Annotated in this window: 24 protein-coding genes; 9 read left to right on the plus strand and 15 right to left on the minus strand. The window is 56.7% G+C overall.

Going from position 1 to position 26,569, the window contains the following annotated elements; translation table 11 throughout:
- Positions 1-69 precede the first annotated feature (69 nt).
- Positions 70-1,380 (plus strand): IS1182 family transposase, encoded by a 1,311-nt coding sequence (locus BUB54_RS16910; protein ID WP_073211332.1) that lies wholly within the window; start codon positions 70-72, stop codon positions 1,378-1,380.
- Positions 1,381-1,502: 122 nt separating this feature from the next.
- Here the strand turns inward: BUB54_RS16910 and BUB54_RS16915 are convergent, their stop codons facing one another.
- The 5 genes from BUB54_RS16915 to BUB54_RS16935 form a co-directional block, all read right to left on the minus strand.
- Positions 1,503-2,450 carry a DUF6282 family protein gene (locus tag BUB54_RS16915; RefSeq protein WP_241869443.1) on the minus strand — a complete coding sequence of 316 codons (948 nt, stop codon included), beginning with the start codon at positions 2,448-2,450 and terminating at the stop codon, positions 1,503-1,505.
- Between the two features lie 27 nt (positions 2,451-2,477).
- Entirely contained in the window at positions 2,478-3,410 is a 933-nt protein-coding gene (locus BUB54_RS16920) for a BKACE family enzyme (RefSeq protein ID WP_048879970.1), read from the minus strand.
- A 31-nt stretch (positions 3,411-3,441) separates the two neighbouring features.
- The gene (locus tag BUB54_RS16925; protein WP_048879965.1) at positions 3,442-4,785 is read right to left on the minus strand and encodes an MFS transporter; all 1,344 of its coding nucleotides are present in this window, start codon (positions 4,783-4,785) and stop codon (positions 3,442-3,444) included.
- A gap of 66 nt (positions 4,786-4,851) precedes the next feature.
- Entirely contained in the window at positions 4,852-5,814 is a 963-nt protein-coding gene (locus BUB54_RS16930) for a DUF6282 family protein (protein WP_048879964.1), read from the minus strand.
- A complete protein-coding gene (locus BUB54_RS16935; RefSeq protein WP_073211958.1) occupies positions 5,811-6,653 on the minus strand; it encodes an HpcH/HpaI aldolase family protein in 843 nt (280 codons plus the stop codon). Before BUB54_RS16935 ends, BUB54_RS16930 begins: the two co-directional genes overlap by 4 nt.
- A gap of 209 nt (positions 6,654-6,862) precedes the next feature.
- Here BUB54_RS16935 and BUB54_RS16940 point away from each other — a divergent pair, with 209 nt between their 5' ends.
- The 4 genes from BUB54_RS16940 (at position 6,863) to BUB54_RS16955 (ending at position 10,901) form a co-directional block, all read left to right on the plus strand.
- The gene (locus tag BUB54_RS16940) at positions 6,863-7,657 is read left to right on the plus strand and encodes an IclR family transcriptional regulator (protein ID WP_048879963.1); all 795 of its coding nucleotides are present in this window, start codon (positions 6,863-6,865) and stop codon (positions 7,655-7,657) included.
- 151 nt (positions 7,658-7,808) lie between these two features.
- Positions 7,809-8,720, plus strand: a complete 912-nt coding sequence (locus BUB54_RS16945) for a cupin domain-containing protein (protein WP_048879962.1) — start codon at positions 7,809-7,811, stop codon at positions 8,718-8,720.
- On the plus strand, positions 8,698-10,173 hold the full coding sequence (locus tag BUB54_RS16950) for a carbohydrate porin (protein WP_082075747.1): 1,476 nt from the start codon (positions 8,698-8,700) through the stop codon (positions 10,171-10,173). Before BUB54_RS16945 ends, BUB54_RS16950 begins: the two co-directional genes overlap by 23 nt.
- A gap of 17 nt (positions 10,174-10,190) precedes the next feature.
- Positions 10,191-10,901: an NAD(P)H-dependent oxidoreductase gene (locus BUB54_RS16955; RefSeq protein ID WP_073211959.1), complete on the plus strand. Its 711-nt coding sequence runs from the start codon at positions 10,191-10,193 to the stop codon at positions 10,899-10,901.
- A gap of 309 nt (positions 10,902-11,210) precedes the next feature.
- On the opposite strand, the gene BUB54_RS16960 is transcribed toward BUB54_RS16955, so the two are convergent.
- Together BUB54_RS16960 and BUB54_RS16965 are read right to left on the minus strand one after the other, a co-directional pair.
- Complete coding sequence (locus BUB54_RS16960; protein ID WP_048879960.1) at positions 11,211-12,293, minus strand: enoyl-CoA hydratase/isomerase family protein; 1,083 nt, start codon at positions 12,291-12,293, stop codon at positions 11,211-11,213.
- Positions 12,294-12,411: 118 nt separating this feature from the next.
- Entirely contained in the window at positions 12,412-13,464 is a 1,053-nt protein-coding gene (locus BUB54_RS16965; RefSeq protein WP_048879959.1) for a beta/alpha barrel domain-containing protein, read from the minus strand.
- A 320-nt stretch (positions 13,465-13,784) separates the two neighbouring features.
- Here BUB54_RS16965 and BUB54_RS16970 point away from each other — a divergent pair, with 320 nt between their 5' ends.
- Positions 13,785-14,174, plus strand: a complete 390-nt coding sequence (locus tag BUB54_RS16970; protein ID WP_048879958.1) for a DUF302 domain-containing protein — start codon at positions 13,785-13,787, stop codon at positions 14,172-14,174.
- 123 nt (positions 14,175-14,297) lie between these two features.
- Here BUB54_RS16970 and BUB54_RS21865 read toward each other — a convergent pair whose 3' ends face one another.
- Entirely contained in the window at positions 14,298-14,426 is a 129-nt protein-coding gene (locus tag BUB54_RS21865) for a hypothetical protein (RefSeq protein WP_280521946.1), read from the minus strand.
- A 122-nt stretch (positions 14,427-14,548) separates the two neighbouring features.
- Between BUB54_RS21865 and BUB54_RS21870 the strand changes: the two genes are divergently transcribed.
- A complete protein-coding gene (locus BUB54_RS21870; protein ID WP_264797816.1) occupies positions 14,549-14,677 on the plus strand; it encodes a hypothetical protein in 129 nt (42 codons plus the stop codon).
- A gap of 208 nt (positions 14,678-14,885) precedes the next feature.
- Here the strand turns inward: BUB54_RS21870 and BUB54_RS16975 are convergent, their stop codons facing one another.
- From BUB54_RS16975 to BUB54_RS16985, 3 genes are read right to left on the minus strand one after another with little or no spacing between them, the layout of a single operon-like run.
- Positions 14,886-16,394 (minus strand): DHA2 family efflux MFS transporter permease subunit, encoded by a 1,509-nt coding sequence (locus tag BUB54_RS16975; protein ID WP_048879957.1) that lies wholly within the window; start codon positions 16,392-16,394, stop codon positions 14,886-14,888.
- Positions 16,391-17,467: an HlyD family secretion protein gene (locus BUB54_RS16980; protein ID WP_048879956.1), complete on the minus strand. Its 1,077-nt coding sequence runs from the start codon at positions 17,465-17,467 to the stop codon at positions 16,391-16,393. Before BUB54_RS16980 ends, BUB54_RS16975 begins: the two co-directional genes overlap by 4 nt.
- Positions 17,464-18,273 (minus strand): SDR family NAD(P)-dependent oxidoreductase, encoded by an 810-nt coding sequence (locus BUB54_RS16985; RefSeq protein ID WP_048879955.1) that lies wholly within the window; start codon positions 18,271-18,273, stop codon positions 17,464-17,466. Before BUB54_RS16985 ends, BUB54_RS16980 begins: the two co-directional genes overlap by 4 nt.
- Positions 18,274-18,374: 101 nt before the next feature.
- On the opposite strand from BUB54_RS16985, the gene BUB54_RS16990 reads away from it, so the two are divergent.
- On the plus strand, positions 18,375-19,007 hold the full coding sequence (locus tag BUB54_RS16990) for a TetR/AcrR family transcriptional regulator (protein WP_048879954.1): 633 nt from the start codon (positions 18,375-18,377) through the stop codon (positions 19,005-19,007).
- 109 nt (positions 19,008-19,116) lie between these two features.
- Here the strand turns inward: BUB54_RS16990 and BUB54_RS16995 are convergent, their stop codons facing one another.
- The 4 genes from BUB54_RS16995 to BUB54_RS17010 form a co-directional block, all read right to left on the minus strand.
- Positions 19,117-19,920 (minus strand): oxidoreductase, encoded by an 804-nt coding sequence (locus tag BUB54_RS16995; RefSeq protein WP_048879953.1) that lies wholly within the window; start codon positions 19,918-19,920, stop codon positions 19,117-19,119.
- Positions 19,913-23,008, minus strand: coding sequence for an efflux RND transporter permease subunit (locus BUB54_RS17000; protein WP_048879952.1), 3,096 nt, complete (start codon positions 23,006-23,008; stop codon positions 19,913-19,915). The genes BUB54_RS16995 and BUB54_RS17000 overlap by 8 nt, the downstream gene beginning before the upstream one ends.
- Entirely contained in the window at positions 23,005-24,096 is a 1,092-nt protein-coding gene (locus BUB54_RS17005; RefSeq protein ID WP_052948427.1) for an efflux RND transporter periplasmic adaptor subunit, read from the minus strand. The genes BUB54_RS17000 and BUB54_RS17005 overlap by 4 nt, the downstream gene beginning before the upstream one ends.
- Before the next feature lie 71 nt (positions 24,097-24,167).
- Positions 24,168-24,803 carry a TetR/AcrR family transcriptional regulator gene (locus tag BUB54_RS17010; protein ID WP_048879951.1) on the minus strand — a complete coding sequence of 212 codons (636 nt, stop codon included), beginning with the start codon at positions 24,801-24,803 and terminating at the stop codon, positions 24,168-24,170.
- 138 nt (positions 24,804-24,941) lie between these two features.
- Between BUB54_RS17010 and BUB54_RS17015 the strand changes: the two genes are divergently transcribed.
- Complete coding sequence (locus BUB54_RS17015) at positions 24,942-26,432, plus strand: efflux transporter outer membrane subunit (RefSeq protein ID WP_082075746.1); 1,491 nt, start codon at positions 24,942-24,944, stop codon at positions 26,430-26,432.
- The last annotated feature ends 137 nt before the right edge of the window (positions 26,433-26,569 follow it).

Raw genomic sequence — 26,569 nt, forward strand, 5'->3', positions numbered from 1 at the left:
CTAGGAGCCTGTCCCGGTAACGGGCTAAATTCACTCGACAAGATGGTTGCGTCGTGATTCTGTTTTTCGATGAGCAAAGTGTTTCGCCCTTGGAAGACCGATGAAGTCTGGCTGCTTCCGCCTTCGGTGGCGGACTTCGTCCCCGCCGGCCATCCGGCCCACCTGATCCGCGATCTGGTCAGCGAGGAGCTTGATCTTTCCGCGATTATGGGAGCCTACACCGAGATGAAGGGCTATCCGCCTTATCATCCGGCGATGATGGTCGCGCTGCTGCTGTATGCCTATCGCAGCGGTGTTTATTCGTCGCGCCGGATCGCGCGCGGCTGCGAGGAGCGGCTGGATTTTCAGGCGGTGACGGCACTCAACCAGCCGGACTTCCGGACCATCAGCGAATTCCGCCGCCGCCACCTTGCTGCGTTGGCTGGGCTGTTCGTGCAGGTGCTGGCGCTGTGCCGCAAGGCGGGTCTGGCTGAACTGGCTCATGTTGCTGTTGACGGCACCAAGATCAAAGCCAATGCCTCCAAGCATAAGGCGATGAGTTACGCCCGCATGGTTGAGGCCGAGGCTGAACTCACCCGCGAGGTGGACGCGTGGCTGGCGCGCGCGGCAGCCGAGGATGCGGCCGAAGATGCCACCCACGGCAGCACGCGCCGCGGTGACGAACCGCCCGACTGGATGCGTGACAAGCAGGCGCGGCTGGCGCGCATCCGCGCCGCCAAGGCTGAGCTCGAGGCCGAAGCCCGCGCCGCGGAAGCCGCCCGGCCGCCGCCGCCAGCAAACCCTGACGGCAGTGCCAAACCCCGGCCGGGCAAAACCCCAAAACACGAGCCAGGCAAACCAAAGCCCAAGGCGCAGCGCAATTTCACCGATCCGGAAAGCCGGATCATGAAAGGCCGCGATGGCTTCATCCAGGCGTATAATGCGCAGGCCGCGGTCGATGCCGGCGCACAGATCATCGTGGCGCACCGGCTCACCAACAACGGTTCTGATCAAGACGCCCTGCTGACGCTGCTCGATGCGATCGAGGACAACACCGGCGAGATGCCCAATGAAGTCTCCGCCGATAACGGATTCTGTTCGGAGGCCAATCTTGAGGGCCTCAACGCGCGCACGGTTCGCGGCTATGTGGCGGCCGGGCGCGCAAGCAAGCCAGGCAGCGGCAAAAAAGGCGGCAAGCTGGTTCAAGCCATGCGCGCCAGGCTCCGAAAAGGCGGACATCGAAGCCGGTACCGTATCCGAAAATACACCGTCGAACCCGTGTTTGGACACATCAAGCAGGCCAGAGCCTTCCGGCAGTTCCTCCTCCGCGGTATCGATAAGGTCAAAGCAGAATGGGCAATGATCTGCACCGCCCATAACCTCGCAAAACTCACCGCTTGAGGGGGAGCGCCGCAAATGAAAACACGGGGCTAATGCAGATAATTGCTGCCGTAAAGATTACCAGGACAGGCTCCTAGAGACAATATCCCTCTTGAGTGTGATTCTTACCTGGGCTAGTCAAATTAGGCGACCTCAACGTTAAGCCCCAAAACTTCGGAGGCATTTGCTGAGACCATTTGTCGAATTTGGTCGTCACTATAACCCAGGTCGATACAGATTTTGATGCCTTGCCTAAACCCGTCAAGCGGGCTGATCGTACCAAGCTGACCGAGATCGGAGCAAAGAATCGTCTGACCGACACCGCCAGCTTCGATATGTTGGCGTAGGTCGTCCTCAGTCTTCGTTCGGAACTTACTGCCTGGCAGAAACATAGCCAATGAATGCTCGATATAGGCTCCCATGGCAGCGATCCCCTTCACATCGTTCAAAGAGGCGCCAACGATATCTTCTGGATGAGTGAAAACAAGACGCTTAACCCCGCGCTTCTGCGCCTCCTCGAACACGACCCAGGTTTCGCTGACATGAATATGCCCACTCGCCAGAACCATGTCGTTCCTCGCGACAATATCGAGAATCTCTTTTGCATCGTCGCGTACTTTCTTATCCGATGTGAGCACCGGTACGGGACTCGCGTGACGCATCTTTTTGGTCGAAGCCGGGTGCTGGAAAGAGGCTTGCTTTTCCCATTGCAAATGGTTTTCCGCCGCCAGAGTAGGCAGCCAGACGATCTTGCCACCCATTGCCGCAGTATGTTCCACCGCATAGGGGTTCATACCCCCGACAACGTTATTGAGTACAATCGAAGAGAAAATCTTCGTCTTAAGCTCCGGAAAATTGTCCGTGATCAGCCTAGCAGTCGCCACGCCAGCATAATCATGGTCTTTGGTCACCACTGCGGCAAAGCCCGCCGCATCAGCAACGCGCACTAGCTCCAGATGGTCCAGTCCACGCGCCGCAATAGACGGGCCGCTATGCACATGGGTATCGACCGCACCACGCAGCAATCCGGCAATGCGCGCATCCAGTTCAGGTGTAGTCTCTGTCACTATATCCATCTTATCCTCGTTCATGATTTTGCCTGTTCGACTTGCATCCGTTCAGAATGCGACATGATTCCTACCTTTCGTCTCAAGCATTGCCCGAGCCTCATCGGGAGTCGCAATGTCCATGCTGAGTTCGGCGAGAATTGCGCGTATCTTCCGCACCTGTTCGGCATTCGAAGTGGCGAGCTGGCCTTTGCCGACAAACAGGCTGTCCTCCAGCCCAACGCGGACATTACCACCCGCCAATGCGTTAAGCGTGGCAAAGCGCATCTGGTGACGGCCGGCACCGAGAGCGGAGAGATGGTAATTATCACCAAACAACCGGTCCGCAGTGAGCCGAACATGCATCAAATTTTCAAGATCCGGCCCCATACCACCGAGAATCCCGAAAATGCCCTGAATGAAGAAAGGCGGCTTAACGATACCGCGATCTACAAAATGCGCGAGATTATAGAGATGGCCGATATCGTAGCACTCGAATTCGAAGCGGGTACCGTTATCACCCATCGAGCGCATACCTCGCTCAATCTGCGCGAAGGTATTTGAGAGGATAAAATCCCTGGTCCCTTCGAGGTAAGGCTTTTCCCACTCATGATTGAATTTATCGATGCGCGCGGCAGCACCGGATATATTGAAATTGAACGACCCCATGTTCATTGAGGCAATTTCAGGCTTCGTGGCCAGTGCTGGGGCAAGGCGCTCTTCCAGCGACATCCCCAGTCCACCGCCGGTGGTGATGTTGATGATCGCATTCGTCTGCTGCTTGATCCGTGGTAGAAATTCCATGTAGCGCGCAGGTGTCTGGTCCGGCTCGCCGGTGCGCGGATCGCGAGCGTGCAGATGGATCATCGCTGCCCCCGCCTCCGCAGCCGCAATCGATTCCGCGGCGATCTGATCAGGGGTTATCGGGAGATGCGGCGACATTGATGGCGTATGGATGCTACCAGTGATAGCGCAGGTGATAATGACTTTCTCGGCACGCTTCATGATTTGAATCAGACCTTTGCTCAGAACAAAATTAAAGCTTGTGGGAGGGCACGGCACGCTCTTCCACTTCGCGAACGGCCGAAGGTTCGCGCCGGCGCGCGTCCAAAAACAGTTGGTCCTCTTGTTCGCGTGTCTCCAACTTCAACGCTGTGGTCTCTGGCAGCAGAAAGGCACAAAGGCAGACAAGAACATAGCAGGCTCCGGAGAATACCACGATAGACTGGGCCAATCCCAACTGCAGGCTTAGAAATCCAACCACTGCCGGCAACACCGCGCCAAGGCCACGTCCGAAATTATAGCAAAAACCCTGGCCGGCGCCACGCAGCCGCATCGGATAGAGTTCGGTAAGCAACGGGCCGAGGCCACTATAGATGCCCAGCATGAAAAATCCGAGCGGGAAACCTAAAACCATCATTATGTTGTCGGTGATCGGCAAGGTAAGATAGCTAACCACGATCACTAGCGCACCGACGGCAAATAGAATGATTTTCATTCTGCGCCCAATAAGGTCGCTGAGATAGGCGGCGCCAAGATAACCGCAGAACGAGCCAACCACAAAGACAGCTAAGTAGCCAGTGGTATGAAGAACCGAGAGATGGCGGGATTGCTGAAGGAAGGTTGGCAACCAGACCGTGAGGCAGTAGCCGCCCCCCTGGATGCCAAGACACATGAGTGATGCAATCACCGTGCGTGAGACATATGGAGGCTTAAAAATATCTCCGAACCCGGTCGAACCAGCATCACGTTGATATGCCCGACGCAGAGTTTGCGCGCGGTCCAGATATTCGGTCGGCAACTTCATGCGCATCCGCAGCACGAATAGTGGGAAGCCCAGCACCCCGGCAATGACGAAGAGATAGCGCCACGCATCGGGTCCCGAGATCAAGCTGAACACGGCGGAGAATAAAATCAGCGCTACTCCCCAGCCGACCGCGTAGGCGCTCTGTACCGCGCCAACCACCTTACCGCGCTTCTCGCTCCGGATGATCTCGCCCATCAGGACTGCACCCACCGCCCATTCGCCGCCAAAACCAAAGCCCTGCAGGATGCGAAAGACCAGAAACGTGGTGTAGCCGTGTACCAAACCACAAATAATGGTCGCCACCGAAAACCAAGCGATGGTCCAGCGCAACACCACAAGCCGACCGACTTTGTCTGACAGGATGCCACCAAGCCAGCCGCCAAAGGCAGAGGAGATCAATGCCGCAGTCGCGAGAATGCCAACACTGCCGCGGCCGATGGTGAAGGCAGCTAGCAAGCTAGGGATGACCAAGCTGAAGATGCAGATATCCATAGCATCCAGACCCCAGCCACCGGCGGAACTAATAAAAATCTTACGTTCGTCGGGTGTCAGAAACGGTGTTGGTTTGGACATTTTTTCCTCCGCTTATTGCTTTTTGATTTAGAGTCTTCATGGTCACCTGGAAGATGGCGCGTCTCTTCAGACAGCTTGTTCGAACGTCTGAACGGCCACTCGGGCATTTGAGGCCAACCCGATCGCTTCTGCCGCATTATCCCCAGTCAATCGCCGTATCTCATCCTGCGAAAAGCCTAGGTTCAGCAAAAGCCTAATTAGTTCACGAAAGCCTTCAACAGGCGTCGGATTGTTTATCTGGCCTAGATCAGAGCCAAAGAAGCTCTGGGCCAGAGTGCCGGCCTTCAGAACGTCTTGCAAATGCGCCGTGCCAAAGCATTGAAAACGGCCGGGGACGAACATACAGATCGAATGTTCCAGCCAAACGCCTTGTCCGGCCAGCTCTTTTAGATCGGCAAAGCTGGCGCCGACCGTGTAGGTTGGGTGGTTGACCACAAGCCGCTTCACCCCTCTGCGCCTGGCTTCGTCAAATAGCGGCCAAATTTCACTAATATGCAAATGACCACTGGATAAAGTCGCATCATATTGCGCCACAACATCCAGCACTTCGCCCACCTCTGGCAGCAGTTCACCATGAGGGGTGAGTATCGTGATGGCGGTAGGTTTGCGCATTGGTGTCTTGGTCGCCAGAAGGACCTTGCGATGCCCTTCACGGATATGGTTAGCCGCGGATTGCGTTGGCATCCATACCATCCGTCCGCCCACCTTCAGCGCATGCTCGACAGCATATGGATTGAGACCGCCCACCGCATTGTTCAGCACCACGCTGCCGATCGGCTCGGTTGCCCTCCCGGGAAAGCGTTCCTTCAGCATCTCCGCAAACGGGCCGGTGGGATAATAATGATCCTTAAACAGAATGGCCCGCATGCCCGCTGCAGCTGCTTGCTCGAACGCAGCCTGATGATCAACCAAACGCGGCATCGTCGAAGGCCCACTATGGCAATGCAAATCGATGGCACCGTGCATCAGTATGTCAACATGTGCCTCGATTTCCGCTGTGCGCGGTTGAGCTGTGGCAGGCCCGCTCATGCCAGCGCTCCCTCCTTACCCGTGACTGGCACCGCGTTCTCTCCAATCTGTCGCATCCCGACAAGCGCCGCTTTGGCTGCCTCACGCATGAACCCCTGATCGGAAGAGACGATAAAAGCACAGACCCCCAGCGCGTGCAGAGCCTGTGCTTCGCGGGCGCTGCCGACAAACGCCGCCACGGGTTTGCCAGCGTCGCGCGCCGCTGCAATGACTTTGGCGCACGCATGCTTCACCTCCCCGGCTTCCGGCGAAGCCGCGCCCAGGGCAACGGAGAGATCACCACGACCAAGAAACAATGCATCAACGCCTTCCGTCCTGGCAATCTCCTCGATTTCATCAAGCGCCTCGGGATCCTCGATCTGTGCGATCACAGTCACCATCCGGTCTTGCGCTTCGACATGCGACCACATTGGCACCGCGCCGTATCCACCCGCGCGCGGCGAGCCCGAGAAGCCTCGCTTACCGCCTTTATAGCGCGCCGCCGCGGCAATCTCACGTGCCCTAGCTGCCGAGGCAACATGCGGTGCCAAGATACCGGTAGCGCCGCAATCGAGCACAGACAGGATGTTGGAAGCGCTGGGCGATGCGATCCTTACAAAGGCGGCCGTTCCGGATGCACGGGCGGCCAAGATCGCGTTGTCGATCGCACCTCGGTCGAACGGTGCATGCTCCTCGTCGATGACCACGAAATCATAGCCGAGTTCCCCGAAGATCTCGATAGCATGGCCCGTTGGAGTCTTGATGAAGGTTCCGGTTAGCACCTCCTGCCGGGATAGGCGGGCGCGAAAATCAGTGGGGGCTGGCAGACCGGCGCTGTCCTGCGAGCTAGTGGCTGGCAAGGGATCCTCCTATAGGAATTTATTTTTTGACAATGCTTGTGTTCTGTTTATAAGAACAACAAGTCCGTTGATAAGAACATGTTCAGTATGACGCCGCTTGTCAAGCGGGTTTTTGACTATGTTGTTGGAACGCGGCGCATCTTTGTAGACTGGGCAAATCGATTACTGAGCTTAACCAGTGGAATTTTCGAAATTATCGGGAGCATTTCATGCCACGTATTACGGGACAGACAAATCATGATGGCGTCCAGGCTGTCTCGCTGAGCCTGCAAATTCTTGAACGACTGGCACAGCACAGCAACGGTGTTGGGGTTACAGCGCTAGCAGACAGCTTCGGCACCTCCAAAAGCCGCGTGCACCGGCATTTGCAAACCTTGGTTGCACAAGGCTATGTCGTGCAACTGGAAACCTCGGAGAAATATACAATCGGTGCACGGCTGATCATGCTAGGGCGGCGCATCGCCGAAGCGTTCGACCTCGCCCAGATCAGTCGCGGGGTCATGATAGGACTGCGCGAGGCTTTGGGCTATTCCGTGGTGATCTCCCAGCTTGACACGGAGGGAAATCGCGTCCTCGCCACCATGGCCGGGAAATCTGCAATTGAGATCAATGTCAAGCCAGGTTCGATTTTGCCATTTCATTGCAGCTCCCAAGGGAAAATCTCCCTGGCTTTTGCTGAACCAGAGCTTTGCGAACGTGTTCTTGCCAGCCCACTCACGAAAATGACGTCCTACACCAACACCAATGTCGAGGCACTGCGCAAGGAAATCGATGAGATCCGCTTGCGTGGCTGGGCGGTAGCGCCAAACGAGGCATTGATCGGCGTTAACACACTAGCCGCCCCTATTCGTGACGGCGCCGGCACGCTGATCGGTAGCCTGGGCATCGTTGATTCCGTACAGCATATCGCCGAGATCCCGCGTGATGAGCAAATCGAGGCGCTGACCAGCGCAGCCGTTGAGATCTCCCGACTGCTCGGCTACCGCGTCGAAGCAACACAATGACGTTCTTATAAACAGAACAAAAAAACTTATTGATCTTATAATCAGAACACCATAAACTCCCTCCATGCTGATAAGGTGGTGCGACAAGCACCCTGGTCTCCGCGTTCGAAACCATGAACAGCGCACTGAGCCTCAAACAAATGGAGGGGGAATGTACGACAATAGCGATCCAAGATCAGGCTTGGCCCAACCGGCAGTGAAAATCGCGCCCGGCGCGTTTTCTGCATCTAGTTACGTGAAATTTTACGAGAGTGCTGCAGCGGAACAAACGCCCGGACTCCAACAATGGTATGCGCGTGGACAGAATTTTATCCTAGCATATAGCGAACTGCAGGCGAATGCCGCAACCGGCGAACTTCTAAAACGCTTTGGCCAAGCCGATGAATATGTCGTGTTACTGCCGGATACCGACAGTCAAGCAGAGATCATCACCTCTACTGAGCGCGTATTAGTAAACGGCTTTTCGCTTATTATCGTGCCACCTGGCGATAGCGAGATTGTCATGCGCACCGCAGGCCGCATCGTCCGGCTGTTCACCGTGCAGGCCACCGACTTGCTGGAAAAATGCGCCAACGAAAGGCATTACGATGTGCCAAACCCTCGAGTCGCCCCGTTAGAACCCTGGCCAGCACCGCCTAGTGGCTATAAAGTCCGGGCCTATAGCTTGGATGTTCCTCCGACCCAAGGACGCTTCGGACGAATTTTTCGATGCACAACCTTCATGATAAACTATCTCGATCCAAGCAACGGACCTCGTGATCCAACCAAAATGTCGCCTCACCATCATGACGATTTCGAACAGGGCTCACTGGCTCTAGCCGGCAGCTTCACGCATCATTTGCGCTGGCCTTGGACCACTAACATGACAAATTGGCGTGATGACGAGCATGAGATCTGCGGCACGCCGTCTCTTGCCATCATTCCCGCCCCTGCAATCCACACTACCGAGGCGAAGGGAGCAGGCGTTAACCAACTTGTCGATATATTCTGCGGCCCGCGTATGGATTTTTCACAGCAGAATGGCTGGGTACTGAACGCAGATGAGTATCCGCTTCCTGCGTAATGCGGGAAGCTCTGCCCAACCATACAAGAAAATAAAATTACATAATAAAATACTGGGAGAAACAATGACGTCTCGTCTAGCGAGGATGTGTGTCCTGCTCTGTACCCTGCCGGCGGCGAACGCGCTGGCTGGAACAATACCGCCCAACCAAGATGTTGCCACCACCTTGGCTTCGCCGCCTACGCTGATCGACGTGCCGCCACTCAAAGCAGCGGCGCAAAGGCTCGATCAGCATGGCATTCGTATCGATCTCAATTATGTTGATGACTTTATTGCCAATCCAGGTAGTGGGATCATCGAGAACCAGACCGGCAACCTTGGCCTATTCGGTATCAATGCAGATTTTAATCTCGAAAAGATAATCGGGCTTAAGGGGGCAACAATCCACGAGGCAACGACGGTCTACGGCCTGCGCAGTAATTCTCACATGCTCACCAATCAAGGTAGCATGCTGGGGACAATCAACTACCTGAAATACCATTCGCCTGTCGTGCTCAACATGCTTACCTATGAACAGAAGATCGGTCGGCTGGATTTTGAGGTCGGGCGCTCCAACGTGCTGCGCTATTTCTGGAGACAGAATTGTGATAACCCGTTCAATTGTGAACCGGCCCTTATGGCTGGCGACACGCCACTGATGCCGCTGCGCTATGCCTCCTGGTCGGGGTTGGCGCGCTATCAAGTCACACGTGCTTGGTACTTGCAAGCCGGCGGGTTCGAAGACAACGCCTATAACCTCAACACTAATGGCTTACATTTCAGTACCAACCACAGTACCGGTACCCTCGGCGTCGGTGAGTTCGGGTATACGACTACATTCAAGACCGCCGCTTTCCCCGCCCATTACGAATTTGGCCTTTGGGGCGACACCACGCCACACACCAATCCCTATCTCTCCGCACTCGGTCGGCCGGTGCAGATCTACACCAAGGATCCCAAAGCCTCGGAGCCCGATCCTATAGGTATGTTCGCCGAAGGGCGGCAGGTGGTATGGGTTGGCGCAAGGCAGCATGCTGTCGGCGCGCAACCAAAGAATATTGCGCTTACATGGGGACTGTTCGCACCGCTGAACGGGGGGCAGAATTTCGATTTGGAGGCTTGGCTGGGCGGCATTTTCACCGGAGTTATTCCTGGCCGCCCATACGACCATTTCGGCTTTCGCGTACATTACTTGCAGCTCGGTTCGGATTTTGCACATTCGGAAACGGTCGCCCGTATCCTGGCCGGTGGCAATGCCGATCCGCAACCACGCAACGAATATTCCTTTGAAGTGAGCTATGACATCCATCTAGCGCCAGGCGTGATGCTGGCGCCGACCGCGCAGTATCTTATCAACCAAGATACCTACTATTTTCCGAAGACGCGGATCGCACCGCGCAATGGCTTCGTCGTGAGTGCCTTCTTAGTCATCTCGCTCGACCATATGCTCGGCCTCCCAGCACCGCGCCTCTGAACTCCTAAGAGGTCAATATGCACGCTTTGATCGTTCACGCCCACCCTGATCCAAACTCCTTCAATGCGGCCCTAACCAGGGCCGCATCTACGGCATTGTACGAAGCCGGCCATACGGTAGAAATCTCCGATCTCTACGCACAAGGCTTTACTCCCGTCGCCGGACGGCATGACTTTCTAGATACTCTTGATGCTGAACATTTTCACTATCAGGCAGAGCAACTTCATGCGGCGCGAAGCTCCGGTTTCGCCGCCGATCTCACGCGTGAACAAGCGCGTGTGCATACTGCCGACCTTCTGATCTTGCAATTTCCGCTCTGGTGGGGCGGTGCACCTGCCATCTTAAAGGGGTGGATCGATCGTGTGCTGGCCTATGGCTTCGCCTATATCGATGGGCGACGCTTTGAGACTGGCTTGTTCAAAGGCAAGCATGCACTTTTGGGAGTGACAACTGGCGGTACCGCCGAACGATTTTCATCAGGCGGCGCTTATGGTGAAATCGATATTGTGCTCCGCCCGATCCAGAAACTGGTCTTGCGCTATATGGGCTTTCAGACGCACGAGCCCTTCGTTGCTTATGCCGCACCGCGTGTTGACGCCGCCTCACGCGAAGCCTACCTGCGGCAATGGCAAGCACACGTCGTCGCGGTAGCGCAGGCGCTCCCCTGCCCCGCACCAAAGGAGCCGCTTCAACCTGATGCGGAGCGCGATTGGCGTTCGCGAGGCTGATCACGAAATGGCTTCCAATTTACCAAGGCGTACTCGACACCTCAACGCCAAGAGTTTGTGCGCTTCGTTGTCATTTTCCTCCGGCGAATGGATAGCGACGCACTAGTCGAGACGCAAGGCAGATACCGGGAACCGCTTTCCATTTACAAGGTGATTTTGGACGGCGTAAATGCTGTACAAAACTGACGCTCCAGAGTTGACGCGCAAAATCGTCCCACAGAGCCGCTACCGTATGATTTAGCGCGTCCCTCGATACGTTGCGCTGATCCAAAAGGCGGTGTCCGGATATTTCCAAATCCGTCGATATTCTTATAGCCCCTCGGGTAGTTCGAGATCCTTCTCAAGTGGAGCGAACAAAGCGGCGATCTTCCTTTCGTTCACCTCATCTATACTTGCCGGGCTCCAATGCGCGTTTTGATCTTTTTCGATCAGAATGGCACGTACCCCTTCGGGAAAATCGTGCTGACCGACAATACGCACCGCTAAGCGGAAGTCATCTCTTAGCACCTGGTCGATCGCTTGTCCCTTCCCAGCCAGCATACGTGCCCAAGTGATGCAAAGGCTGGTGGGAGAGGCGCGGCGCAATGTTGCCTGCACCTCTGCCGCCCAGGGCGCCGCAGGCGCTAACGCAGCGATTCGATCGATTACAAAGCGCAGACTATCAGCCGCAAAAATCTCGTCAATCAAAGAAGCGCGCTGTGCCAGTACGCTCTCTTCAACTGGGCGGACGAAGCCCGCCAAGATCGCGTCAACGCCGGCATGATCGAGCTCGGGTGCGGCGATCAACGCTGCGGTGAGGGTATTAAATTTCGCCGCCGGCACATGATGCGTCGCCAACCCCGCAGCTAGAGCATCGGCCGTATCCAGATGAGTGCCAACGAGGGCGAGATAGCGGCCGATTGCACCTGGACTACGAGAGAAGAACCAAGTGGCGCCAACATCGGGAAACAGGCCCAAAATGGTTTCAGGCATAGCTATGCGTACGGTCTCACTCACTACGCGATGAGACCCATGAACCGATAATCCCAACCCTCCCCCCATCGCAACGCCATCGAGCAATGCGATAAAGGGTTTTGGAAACCGGTTGATCCGGTAATTCATCCTATATTCTGCATTGAAAAAGCGACGTCCCAGGGCACAGCGTTCCGTCGCATCGGAAAGCGTGCCTATGGATCGGACATCACCGCCCGCGCAGAATGCCCGCGCGGAAGAGCTACGGACAAGCACAGCATCGATCAAGGGATTGAAGGCCCAATCCTCCAAAATTTCGTCGAGCGTCTCCACCATTTCAACATTCAAAGCGTTGAGGGCTTTTGGACGATCAAGAGTTATAAGTCCGAGCCGTCCTTCAATTTTTCGTACGATTTCCCGACACTCAACATTCACGCGCATACCTATATCCTTACCTCTACATCTCTTTCGCACTGCTAACCAAAGGCAGGTGAATAACGTTCAGACTAAATAATTATCGCCATCTCCCATTGAGAACAGGCTTGATGTAAATGAAGAGCTACGAGCCCACGAAGCTGCGCCAATGATCAGTGCGCAATTCCATGTCGCTGAAAGCTCGCCGACGGTCAGCAGCCAGCCCTATTAAGGACTGGGCCGTCATATTTTTTGATATAAGATATTCGTTAAGTTGCTCTATTGCCCCGGTGAGAACTTGCGGTCCACGAAGCATTACAGCGGATGCCATGCCAACTCCTGTTGCACCGGCCAATATCATGCGTGCGGCATCCCTACCGTTACGTACGCCGTTTAAGCCTATTAAGGGCTTTTCGGCACCAAGACGCTGGCGGGTAAGAGCCAACCATTGACAAGTCAAAGGCAAATTCCAAAAGCCGCCGATACCAAGCGAAGTGCCCAGCAAAGGCTCCATTGTTTCCAGGTCAGGAATCAGGCCAAGCAATCGCCCCGCCATGACCACTGATTGAGCCCCGGCGGCAAACGCTGCCTCCGCTAACTCTGGCACACGCTCGCTCTGACCAGTAATTTTGATCCATACAGGTATCGAGACAGTAGAACACGTGGCATGCACTATTTCGCTAACACGCTTTGGATCAAGCTCAGTCGCGACAGCTCGTTCTGTTGCTAGGCTTCCGTAGGGCGTACCAATATTCAATTCCAGTACACGCAGCCCAGCCTGCTCAATCTCTTTTGCCATGGAGAGTGAAGCGTCCAAATGGCTCAGAACTAAGCTGGGGATCAACAAAGTTTCATGTTTACGTGCTATACAATCAAGCGCCACTATACTGTTAAGCCATTCGGAAAATTGTAGGGGGCTTAACCCAGAACGAGTTGCCAAGGTCACATTTTCCGCCGTGTGTTTATTCCACGGTACAGCATTCCACGAGGGGTCAAGTGCAATATATTCGGCGCGCTGCAACTGGTCCTTGGCTACTTCCGATTCATTGGTTGATTTCACCACGACGGCCCCTGCGCCAGCGGCGATAGCAGCGCACACGCCCGACTCATCGATCATATGTTCCGCTGCCGCCGCAATTATCGGGTTCTTTAATTCAAGCATGCCAATTTTTATGGCCAGCCTACTGGCATTACTCATCCGCGAGCCTCTTTACTGCGACGAAGTGATATCGATCACTTATTTTCACATTAGACTAGAGAATATTATATTGTTCTTTTAGAAAGATCAAATAGCATATAACGTTCTTTTCATCAGAACAAACTTGCTCATGATGCCGAGCGCTCGCCCGACACCATGTCCTGGATCAGTGCTTATGGGAGGGGGTTGATTTGCGCGGAGATTTGGCTCTGACTCATAAGTGGAACGGCCCTTGGCAAGAGCTTCTCGCCGAAGCGTCTGCAGTCGACGGTGTGGCCAAATGTTGGACCTTTTGATGCGGTCTGGGCAGGAGCAAGATCATGAGCAACACAGACATTCACGAAAGCCTATCGGCGTACACCTTCGAGGCCACGCTCGAGCGTCTGACGGCCGCTATCACGCAGGCTGGCCTGACCCTCTTCAGCCGGATCGACCATCACGCCGGTGCACACGACGTTGGGTTGAGCATGCCGCCAACAACGGTCCTTACCTACGGGAATCCGAAAGGCGGTACGCCGATCATGCTCGCGTCGCCATTGACCGCGCTCGACCTACCCTTACGCGTGCTTGTACGGGTGCGGGGCGATGGCCAGACGGCGATCGCCTTCCACCCGATCGACGCAACACTCCGACAGGCTGGCGTGCCAAGCACACTCGCCGACAAGCTCAACCCTGCGCAGCAACTCCTGTTGAAGGCGGTGTCCCCGTGAGCGTTGCCTTCCAGCGCCAACGTTGGGGAATGCCCTCACTCTTCCCCTTCAAGCCCAAATAGACGCGTGCTCTAACCCCACGGTTTCCGACAGGCAGCATATCTGAATTGCATCCTGCATCGCCTAGCCAGCCGCTCGCTTTCCAAGATTGCCAGCCACGCCCATCGCAATCACCATATTACGTTCTGGATCGGTCGCATAAGTGGCGTAGGAAAAATTCGAGCCAGCCGTCCATTTGGTCCACGGCGACATGTCGGTCACGTGGACCAAAGCCCGCTCGGCATGGAAGCGTTGGGCTGCGCCGTTGAATTACTCCGTAGTGACGATGCCCCGGCAATAATCTTGGCGAGCAAGACAGGGTTCATAGGCACCAAATGCGGCGTGAACAGCAGCCTAGCCTCTCAGCCGCCACTCAAACGCTCAATCGCCATGGCCATTTCGGGGATGTGAACGTGCTTGAGCAGACCGTATGGTTCTACATCCTCTATTCCGCAGCCTGGTGACCGTCGCAGGAATCAATCAACTGCTGGTCACATTCCTTCAGCCTGTTCCTGTTGGTGCTGGGAGAATGCATCGCCTCCCGGCCATTCGGTTGGATGGCGCTGATTGGCCTGGGACTTGTCGCCATTGATCGAAGGCTTGCCAGGTCGCCTCTCGCAAAATGCAGCCCATCAATTGGCTAGCCCCTTGGTGTTGCTTCTAGCTGTGGCCTCAATGCTCGGCTTGAGGAGCAGTGGGCTGGGTAACTTGTCTCAGCAGAGGAGCCAAACATACCGCCACCGCAAAGGCCAGGGCGATGGCACAAAACGCATCAGCATAAGCCATGGTTTGAGCCTGCGCGTAGGTCATATGCCATATCTCCTTCAGGGCGCGCTGGGTGGTGCCGAACTGGGCGGAGAGTGTTTGCAGCATGCCAGACACCTGCGGCCGTGTGGCGTTAAGGTTCGAGGCCAGTACCATGAAGTGAAAATTCGTACGGTCGTTCAGTACGGCGCCGCACAGAGCGATGCCCACCGCGCCGCCCAGATTACGCATCATGTTGAACAGGCCGCTGGCATATTTCAGCCGCGCTGGCGGCAGACTACCCAGGCCCAGCGTAACGGAGGGAGCCACGCAGAATACCTGCGGAAAGCCGCGCAGGATCTGCGGCACAAGAAGCTGCTGCCACCCCCACTCGCTGGTGATATAGGAGAAGCTCCACATGCCCAGTCCGAAGCAGACCAGCCCCGCCATCATCAGCCAGCGAAGGTCGAAACGCTTCGCGAGCATGATGTAGACCGGCACTCCGGCGATGGATGCGAGGCCAGTGGGGAAGATAGTCATGCCCGTCTGCCAGGCGGAAAATCCTCTGACATAGCCGAGAAATAAGGGAGTCAGGTAAATCGTCGCGAACATACCAATACCGACGACAAATGAAAGAATACAGCCGATTGTGAAGTTTAGGTTGAGCAACGCCCTGAAATCCACCACTGGATTTTTTACAGCCAAGCTGCGGAGGATGAAGAGGCTCAACGAAGCGAAGGCAATCCAGGCGCAATATTTGATGGTGCTGTCATCGAACCAATTCCAGCGTGAGCCTTCCTCTAGGAAATATTCGAGCGTACCCAGCCCCACCGCCATCAATGCGATGCCTGGATAATCGGCTTTGCGCAGGAGTGACAAATTGGGTTTGTCGATATCAATGAGCAACGCCGCGAAGACCGTCACCAGCAGGCCGGGGATGAGGTTGATGTAGAACAGCCAGTGCCAGTTTAACGCGTCGGTGATATAGCCGCCGATCACCGGCCCGAGGCTGGGCGCCATAGAGGCTATGGTGCCGATGACCGCCGCCGCGTAAACCCGCTTCTGGCCCTGGAAATAGTGAAATGAGGAGGTAAAGACCGTCGGGATCATTGAGGCGCCAAGTAAGCCTTGCAGCGCGCGAAAGACGATCATGCTGTCGATATTCCACGCCAACCCGCAGAGCATGCTGGAAAGTGTGAAGCCGGCAGCGGAAATGGTGAACAGCCAGCGCGTAGAAAATACACGCGTCAGCCACCCAGAAAGCGGGATCACAATGATTTCAGCGATTAAATAGGCGGTTTGCACCCAGCCAATTTCATCCTGAGCGGCCGAGAGACCACCGCCGATATCCTGCAGGGAAGAGGCGACGACCTGGATATCCAGTAGGGCCGCGAACATGCCCACGCACATCACGGCGAAGGGCAGGATCGACCTCATTTCGTGTTCACCGAGGCCGTGACCGAAAGGCCGGGGCGCAGCAGGCCAAGGTTGCCCGCATCGCCATTCAGCAGGATGCGGACGGGAACACGCTGTACGATCTTGGTGAAATTGCCCGTGGCATTCTCGGCCGGCAGGATGCTGAACACGGCGCCGGATGCCGGGGCGAGGCTTTGCACGGTGCCGGTGATGCGGGTGTCCGGCGAGATATCGGCGCTGATGCGTACCGTCTGGCCGGGATGCATATGGGCGAGTTGGTCTTCCTTAAAATTGGCGTCCACCCATAGACCGTTGGCAGGAACCAGGGAGAGCAGAGGGGCGCCTGCTTTGGCATAGTCGCCCACATGGGCCGCGCGGTCGCCGACTGTGCCGTCAAACGGGGCACGTATTTGGGTATATTGTAGGTTCAGGGCTGAAATTCTTGCTTGGGCCTCGGCAGCATCGAGATTTGCTTGCGCCTCTGCCTGTTCACTCTGAATCACGGTCAGCTTAGCCTGTGCTGCTTTTAGCGCCGCGTGTGCTCTTTGTGCCGCCGCCACAGCTTGCGTGTAGGCTGTGCCGGCTGCCTGGGCCTGCTGCTTCGAAGCGGCATTAATGCGCGCTAGATTATCGTAGCGCGTGCGATTGGCCGTAGCGAGCGGCAGAGCGGCGTCGGCGGAGGCGATTTTGGCCCGTGCTTCATCTACCAAGGCATCCTGCAGCGTAGCCTGTGCGATTAAATTAGCTTTGGCCGCCTTGGTAGCTTGCACATCCGCCTGCGCTTTGGCTAGAGCCGCGCGGTAAGGGCGGTCGTCGAGTTGGATGAGCAACTGGCCTTTATGCACTGCTTCATTATCCGTGACGGCCACCTCCGTCACGAGGCCGCTGACCTGAGAGGTTAAAGCGGAAATATTTCCTCCGACATAGGCATCGTCAGTGGATTGGATATATTGACCATAACGCAAATAATTGATGCCCCCTGCTAGACCAGCGCAAAATAGAAGAGCGCCGCCACCCAACATCAAGGCACGCCTGGGGCGCTTTGCCCTAACGGATCGTGACGCGCTGGCATCGCTTATGGTTGTGTCACTCATGCTACCAAGCCCGTGCGGTAACGCTCTGCGGCGTGACTTCGAGAAAGGTTGGGCAACATCTTTTTCTGGGCCTGCATAAAGGCTTCGAACTCCGCTTCGTCGGGTAAGGAGGGAATGGTGACATCTTCGCTGCGGTCGAACCCAGCGAGGGCGGCATCAACCAATTCTTCTACCTCCATGACCATTTCGGGGGGCATGGCAGACATGTCACCTCCGGCCCGGGCCAATATCTCAGTGCGGGTCATGCCGGGCAGCACCGCTTGTACTTTGATGCCATGTGGCGCCAACTCGGTACTCATCGACTGGCTGAGGCTGAAAAGGAAAGCCTTGCTGGCGTTGTAGACCGGGTTGAATCGATCGGTGACCAACGCCAGCACAGAGGCGATATTGACGATCCGACCGGCTCCGCGAACCGTGAAGGCACGGGCGGCCGCTGCCGCAAGGATCGCTGCGGCGTGGACATTAATCTGGATGATGGCGCCGATGTCTCGCGGGTGCATCTCGGCCAGCGCTCCCAGTCCGGCGATACCCGCATTATTCACGAAGACAGAGATCGAAGGATCGTTCTCCAACCAGACCTCAACGGTTATCAGGTCGGTTTCTCTAGAAAGGTCTGCTGGAATTACCATCACATCCACGCCATGGCGGACGCGAAACTGCTCCGCAAGCGCGTTCAGCCTCGCCTCATCGCGCGCGACGAGGATCAAATCGTGCCCGCGCCGGGCTAAGCGTTCTGCATATACGGCGCCAATGCCGCTAGAAGCGCCAGTGATTAGGGCTGTTCCGAGCGGATTTTTGTATGCCATGGGCGGTCCTTTAGGAAGGCAAATGTGAGAGAGATTGCCTATTAGATGATAATCATCATATAATATGTCAATCACAATTTTATGGGTGCGAGGTAAAGTAAATGCGGTTTGAAAAAGGCCACAAGGAGCAGACGAGGCGGCGCATTATCGAAACCGCGTCGCATAAATTCCGGAAGGATGGGGTTGCCGCAACAGGCATCGCCGGATTGATGGCCGATGCCGGGCTGACTCATGGCGGTTTCTACGCCCATTTCGCTTCCAAGGAGGAACTCGTGCGCGCCGCGCTAGAAGAGGCGTTGAGCCAAAACTATGCCAGCCGCCAGGAGGTACTGGATCAAGCGCAGGGCGCGGACAGCCTGGAGGCGCTGGTCAGATTCTATCTGCGCCCCGCCCATCGTGACACGCCAGAGCGCGGCTGCGCCGCCGCCGCGCTGGTGAGCGAAATTGCCAGGCATGAGCCGGAAACAAGAGCTGCGTTCACCACCCGTTTGCGGCGCTTGCTTGACCAGATTGCCAGCCTGTTGCCGCCGGAGATGAATGCCGAGGCGCGAGACAGCCTTGCCATCGGCCTCTTCGGCACATTGCTGGGTTGCCTCCAGATGGCGCGCGCTGTGAATGATCCGGCTTTGTCCACACAAATCCTCGAAAGCGGCGAGCAAGCCGCCCTGAACCTGGCGCGAACCTGGAGCGCTGAACGGCGGGGCGGTGGCATCTCTAATAAAAGCCTGATTTGATTTTGATAATCCGGGCGTGCTGAGGCTTAAGGACGCAGGAACAATCGCAGCAATTTTGTCTGGCCAACACAGGAACGATTACAACAACCAGCTAGACGTGAATTTTTTCCTAGGAGAGGGCAAATTCCTTGCGTAAGCTCTTATCAACCGGCCCAGCTGGCATGAATCGACGCAGCTTGCTCAGGAGGGCCGCCCTTTTGTCGCCGGGTCGTCGCATTTGATAAGGTTGTTCGATTGACTGCAGGATTTGCTCTGCCACTTTCATGGGTTCCGGTGCGGCCTGAATTTTCGCGGTAACAGCGGCGATCGTGCGCTCAAACTGATCTGTGTAGGCTGGAAGACGCTGAGCTGTAGGAGCAGCATTCGTGTCGAGTCCTGTGCGGGTAAAGCTTGGCTCGATTAGTACGACGCGAATGCCGAAATGTCGGACCTCATGGTCGAGACTTTCCGACAGACCTTCGACGGCATGCTTCGTCGCCGCATAGATACCCATAAAAGGTGCCGGCAGAAAGCCCAGTACTGAGCTCAGATTGATGATTCGACCATCTCCTTGGCCACGCATCGCAGGCAGAACAGCCCGCGACATGCGTAGTACGCCGAACACATTCGTATCGAACAGTGCCATGGCCTCTTCTGGGCTGGTTTCTTCAACTGCGCCGACAATCGAGTAGCCGGCATTATTGATGAGAATATCGATCCGACCTTCTTGCTGAAGAACGCCGTCGACAGCAGCCTTGATCGAGACGTCATCCCGAACATCGATCCGCAGAGGTGTGACGCCTTCAATCGTTTGCGCATTTTCGAGCGATCGGACACTGCCGAAAACTTTATAGCCTTTGCGTGCCAGCAATTCGGCCGTAGCCTGGCCAATGCCGGAGGACGCGCCAGTAACCAATACAACTTTTTTACCCATGAATCTTAGTTCCTTCGATTTGGTTGTGTGTCGGGACGGGCGGCGGCGTAATTCTGAACCAGATTGAATACAGAGCCGGCAGGAACAGAATAATCAGCACGGTTCCGCCGATTGTGCCGCCAATCAGCGTATAGGCCATCGCCCCCCAGAACACCGACGATGTCAGCGGGATGAAGGCGAGCACGGCGGCGAGCGCGGTCAGCAGTACCGGCCGGGTGCGTTGCACCGTTGCCTCTACGACCGCCCGAAACTCGTCCATCCCGTTGCGCCGGTTGGTCGCGATCTGGCCCATCAAGATCAGCGTATTGCGCATCAATATGCCGGAGAGAGCGATCAAGCCAAGAATGGCATTGAACCCGAATGGCTGATGGAATAGCAGCAGAACAGGCACTGCTCCGATCAAACCGAGCGGTGCAGTCAAGAATACCATAGCCATGGCCGAGATCGAACGCACCTGCAGCACCAATATGGCGAGTTGCACCAGAATCATCACCGGAAAGATCGGCACCAGTGCCTTGTTGGCCTTGGTTGCCTGTTCGATAGAGCCTCCCATCTCGATTTTATAGCCCTCCGGCAGCTTAGAGATGAGCGGCCGCAGGGCCTTCATTACCTCCATGGAAACCTGCGGTGGTTGCGTGGCTGCGTCGATATCACTTTGCACGGTAATAGTGGGAATGCGGTCCCGGCGGATCATGTAGGGATACTCTTGGTCGATCCGGATGGTTCCGATCTGGCTTAGCGGCACCGGCTTGCCTGTTTTGGTGGTAAGGATGAACTGGCCGAGTTTCGCCGGGTCCAGCCGCGTATCGCCCTGGCTGCGGGCAACGATTTCTTCCGTCCGGATCGCACCGCGCACCTGAGTGATTGGTACGCCGGTGAGCAGGAACTGCAATTGCTCGGCAACATCCTCGGAGGTCAGACCCATCTGCTGCAGGCGGCTCTGGTCGAGCACGAAATGCACGGTCGGCTGCAACTGCCCCCAATCCGTATTCACTCCGCGCGTGTGAGGATTGGCGCGCATCACCGCCGCGACCTGCTGGGCGATGGCCCGCACTTGACTGACATCGGGGCCCATCACACGGAAGGCTACCGGATAGGGAGAAGGCGGACCAAAGACCAGTTGTGTGGCGCGCACCCGTGCCTCCGGTGCCAGCCCGTTGGCAACCGCGGCTCGCAGATGCCATTCGAGCGCGTCGCGCGCCTTCTGGCTTGGGGTCAGAACGATGATCTTGGCGTAGGAAGGATCAGGCAGTTCCGGATTGTAGGCTAGGAAGAACCGCGGCGCGCCCTGGCCTATATAGGAGGTCACAATTTTTGCCTGGGGCTGCTTCAGCAGCCAGTCTTCCACCTTGATGACACTTGCCTCGGTGGTTTCAATGCTAGTCCCTTCCGGCAACTGGACATCAACGAGCACTTCTGTCCGATCGGAGGAAGGGAAGAATTGTTGCTTAACGAATCCCATCCCGATTCCAGCAAGCAGGAGTGCGCCCACGACCACACCAGCTACAAGGTATTTCCGTTTTACCACAGATTTGATCAGCCGGCGCAACTGGTTGTAACGGGGGGTCGCGTAGATAGCGTCGTGACCACCTTCCACGGGCTTCACGTTGGGCAAGAGTTTGACGCCGAGGTAGGGAGTAAAGGTGACCGCGAATACCCAGGAAACAAGGAGGGCAAAGCCGACGACCCAAAAAATATTGCCTGCATATTCCCCCGCAGTGGACCGCGCGAACCCTACAGGCATGAAGCCGGCGATGGTGATGAGTGTGCCAGCCAAGGTTGGTGCTGCCGTCTGTTGCCAAGAATATGAGGCGGCGAGCAGTCTCTCCCACCCCTCCTCCAGCTTCACCATCATGAGTTCGGTGACGATGATCGCATCATCCACAAGCAGGCCGAGTGCAATAATAAGAGAGCCGAGCGTGATGCGGTCGAATTCACGCCCGGTCACCAGCATGACAACAAAAACGGCAGCCAGAACAAGGGGAATGGCCGTGGCAACAACAATGCCCACACGCCAGCCCAGGCTGATGAGCGAGACGATCATCACCACGGCTATCGCTTCAGCGAATTTCTGCATGAATTCGTCGAATGCCTGCGAGATGTTCACGGATTGGTTGGTGACCATCGTGAAGCTCATTCCGGCGGGGAGGATGGCGTCAATCTTGGATTGTTCGCGGTCCAGAGCCTTGCCGAGCGTAAGCCCGTTCCAGCCTTCACGCATCACAACGCCAAGCTCTAATGCTGGCTGACCGCCATTGCGAATTAGATAGGTCGGCGGATCTTGATAGCCGCGCTTGATAGTTGCGATATCCGACAACTTGAATACACGCCCATTTGCAACAATGGGAGTGTTTCGGATAGCCTGTAGCTTACTATATGGACGATCAACACGAATGAAAACTTGAGGTCCCTTAGTGTCGATTGAACCCTCCGGAACAACATCGTTTTCTTGTTTCAAAGCCTCAAAGATAGCGTTGGCACCGATACCGATCGTGGCGAGCTTCTGATCTGATATATTAATAAATATTTCCTGAGGCCGTTCTCCCAAGATATTTACCTTTTTGACACCGGGAACATGCAGCAGCCGTTCGCGCAGACGTTCGGCTTCCGGCAGTAGCAGGCGTTGTGGTAGTCTAGGAGCTTTTAAAGCGTAGAGGGCAAAGGTAACATCACCATATTCATCATTGATGAAGGGGCCAATGACTCCTTCTGGCAGAGCATGGGCTTGATCGCCTAATTTTTTGCGCGCCTGATAAAACTCTTCGGGAACGTCGGCCGGTGGGGTTGTGTCCTTTAAAGTGACTTTCATAAGCATGAGGCCAGGACGCGAAATTGTAGTCGTGTGATCGTACCATTGCAGCTCCTGCATCCGCTTCTCCAGCGGATCAGCCACAAGGTTTTGCATTTCCTTCGCGGTAGCCCCAGGCCAGGCTGCGGTAACAGTCAACACCTTTACAGTAAACGGCGGATCTTCCGCGCGGCCGAGGTTGAGATAGGCGAAAATACCCGCAAGGATCGTAGCGATAATGAAGAAAAGGGTGACCGACCCCTCGCGCACGGCCAACGTGGTAAGGTTGAAACGGCTCACGGCGCCGCTCCCTGCGGGGCGGCGATCCGCACTTTTTCGCCCTCATGCAGTAGGTTCGCGCCCATGGCGACGATTTCCTGACCAACGGTAAGGCCATGGTTGATCGTAATCGTTTCTTCTCCGATTTCGCTCTCGCTCACATGCTGGAAATGAACGCTGCCGTTGGTCTTGTCATACAACCAGACGCCAGGCCCCGAGCCAGGATCGTAAACCGCAGCGATCGGGATCTGCACGGCTTGCGGCGAAGCGTGATCGGTTAGATAGATCGTTACAGTCGTCCCCAGTGGGGCATGAGCCATCGGGCCCTGCAGCACATAACGGGCCGCGAAGGTGCGGGTCACTGGGTCGGCGGCGTCCGACAATTCTCGTAGAACCGCATTTGCCTGTACCTTGCCATCACCATAGAGACTTGCTTTGGCAATCGATCCGATAGCGGGACGCAAGCCCTCGGGCAGGTCAATAGCTGCTTCTCGCGGTCCCGATTGGGCTAAAATGACAACTGTTTGTCCAGCGGCGACCACTTGCCCTGGATTGGCCAAGTAATTGACAACAACGCCGTCTGCATCAGCGTAGAGCGTGCTGTAACGCAGATTATCCTGGGCGATCTTGAGCTGCGCCTTCGCGGCGTCCAGTTGCGCGCGGGCGGCAGCAGCTGCGGCTTTCTTGTCGATATAATCCTGTGTGGAGACCGAGCCAGAGCCAACCAGCTTGGCATCGCGCGCCGCATCCGCCTCGGCTTGCGTCAGATTGGCCTGCGCCGAAGCCACGGCGGCGATTTGTGCTGTCACCGCATGGTCAAAATCCGTCGGGTCGAGCCGCATCAGCGGTTGGCCGGCTTTCACGCGTTGGCCGCGGTCAACGAGCCGCGCGACCACCATTCCTCCCACTCGAAAGCCTAAATCGCTCTGCACCCGAGCGGCAACAACGCCGGTAAAGCCGAGTTCAGCCGGGTGTGCCGGCGCGGCGATGGCCAGGGCGACCTGCGGCGGCGCGGTTCGCGGGTCTGACTGAGTGGCTTTGCAACCGGTAAAACACAGCAAAGCCGCAAACGCGACGGCTGAATGACCCCAACTCTTCCGGCACGGCATCGGCAACGCTCCAACATAACGTTGGAGACATACCTATGAATGTGTGACTATATTGTCAATTCGTCACTCATCTACTTTTTTCTCAGCCCTCGCAGCACGAGGGCGCTGATCTCCGCGGCGCGTTCCTCCAGCCCGTCCAGCCTTTCCTCCAAGAGCACCGGATGCCAAACAAGGAGAAAGGTCTCGGCGACGGCGTTGCAGGTCTTGAACAGCGAGGAGTCGGTCTCGAACTCGCCAGCAGCGCGCCCCTCAGCCACCACGTGCAGGATCAGTTCCAGCACGGCGGCCTGATGGTCCTTGGCGATCTGCCACTGGCTGGCGCGTGCAATATTGATGATGTCGTGCAGCCGCCGATCGTGGAAGAAGCGCCGTTCGGACTCCCGCGCGATGCTTATGTACATCTCCGCCAGCCGTTCGTCGGCGGGGCGCTTCGCATGGGCAATCTTGGTCAGCTCATCCAGGATGATGCCAAGACATTTGCCGCATATCGCCTCGCCAACGGCCTGTTTTGAGTCGAAGAATTTATAGATATAGGCCGTCGACAGGCCAATTGCCTTGGCCAGATCGGCAACCGTGGTCTTGTTGTAGCCGTAATGGCGGAAATAGGCATCCGCCGCCTCAATGATCTGGGCGCGCCGGTCATGCTCAGCAGGGCCGCGCTGGCCCGCCGTTGGGGGCATTACGGTTTCGGCAGTGGGTTTCTTCATCGCCTTATCTTACCCAAGAGGGGTGATTCCACCAACTGAGCCACCTGGGCGGGCGGCTCCGGTTGTAAATAGTGATGTCTTGACATATTCATCACTCATATATACCTCCCTGTCTCATTCGCCAAGGAGATACAGGATATGCCGCGCTCTGATCAGCTCTGGGGCCGGTGCAAGCCGGGAGAGGAAGCCGCAAGCCGCCCCCGGACAGCGCGGCCCCGCCGGAGCCAGCTGCTGCTGTTGGGCCTGGCGGCGCTGGCGCTGTCAGGCTGTGAGGTGGGGCCAGATTATCACGCGCCGCACTCGGGACTGGCCCCGTTTCATAATGCCACGCTGGTGGCGCCAAGCGGTCCGGTCACATCGCTCGATGTCTATTGGCGTGGTTTCGAAGATCCGGTTCTAGAACATTTGGTGCAGCAAGCATTGGCACAAAATCTGAGTTTGGCAGCCGCCTTGGCACGCTCGCAACAGGCCCGCGCCGCGGCCGGTGAGGCCGATGCGCAATTGCTGCCCAATCTCGGCCTGAATGCCCAGGCGGTTGCGGAACATCAATCCCTATACAGCCCGCTTGGCAAAATTGGTGAAAACCTGCCGGGCTATCATCGCGACCAGCGGCTTTATGATGTCGGCGCGGCGGCGAGTTGGGAGATTGACTTGTTCGGCGGGTTACGCCGGGGCGCCGAAGCGGCAAGCGCCGAGGCTAAAGCGGCGGCGGCGGAAGATGCGGGCACACGAGTGATCGTGGTGGCGGAGGTCGCGGACAGCTATTTCCAGATCCGGGGTGACCAAGCCCGGCTGGCACTCGCGCAGCGACAGGTAGATACGGACGCACATTTGCTCAGCTTGGTGCAACAGCGCCATGCGGCGGGCAGCGCCACGGACCGCGAAGTGGACCAAGCCGAGGCGCTGCTCTACCAGGCGCGCGCCTTTATGCCGCCTTTGCGCACGGATCTAGAGGCCCAGTATAACCGGCTGGACATTCTGCTGGGCCGGCAGCCCGGAACCTATGCGCGGAAGCTGCCGCCAGGCCCGCAGCCTGTCGCGTTGCCCTCGCTTCCTGCCAGTGCAACACCTCAGCAGATGCTACAGCACCGGCCGGATATTATCGCTGCACGGGCGCAGTTGCATGCCGCCAGCGCCCGCATTGGCGTCGCCGTTTCACAATATTATCCAAAAATTTCCATATCCGGTCTTCTCGGTTTTGAAAGCCTGGATGCGGGACAGCTTTTCACCAGCGCCGCGTTTCAACCGCAGGCGGTGACGGGGCTGCGCTGGCGCTTGTTCGAGTTCGGCAAGATTGACGACGAAGTTCTGCAAGCCAAGGGCGGCTATGCCGAGGCGCTCGCCGATTACCGCAACACGGTGCTGAACGCGGCCGGAGATGTGGAGAACGCCTTCATGGCGCTGGCCCAGGATGAAAGTCGACAGGCTGAGTTACAAAACGAGGTGGCGGCGCTGCGCCGCTCCCGCGCCAGCGCTCAGGATGCCTACAGCCAAGGCGCGATCCCGCTCACCGATGCTCTGGATGCCGACCGGCAATTGCTGCGGGCGCAGGATCAGCTCGCCCTTAACCGGGTCGATACCGCGCAGGACGACGTGTCGTTGTTTCGTGCCATGGGCGGCGGCTGGTAGAGGCTGATAAGCGTATAGAACCAAAGGTGGCGCAGCTGAACAAACTAGTGTCCTGATCGGAAAGTAGTCTACATTCTGGCTAAACCTTAAACTTGGGGAGGCTAGGATGTCGAAGGGTCGTGCGGTTGCTGTCATGT

The organism is Acidocella aminolytica 101 = DSM 11237 (genome assembly GCF_900129125.1).
GTDB classification, from domain to species: Bacteria; Pseudomonadota; Alphaproteobacteria; order Acetobacterales; family Acetobacteraceae; genus Acidocella; species Acidocella aminolytica.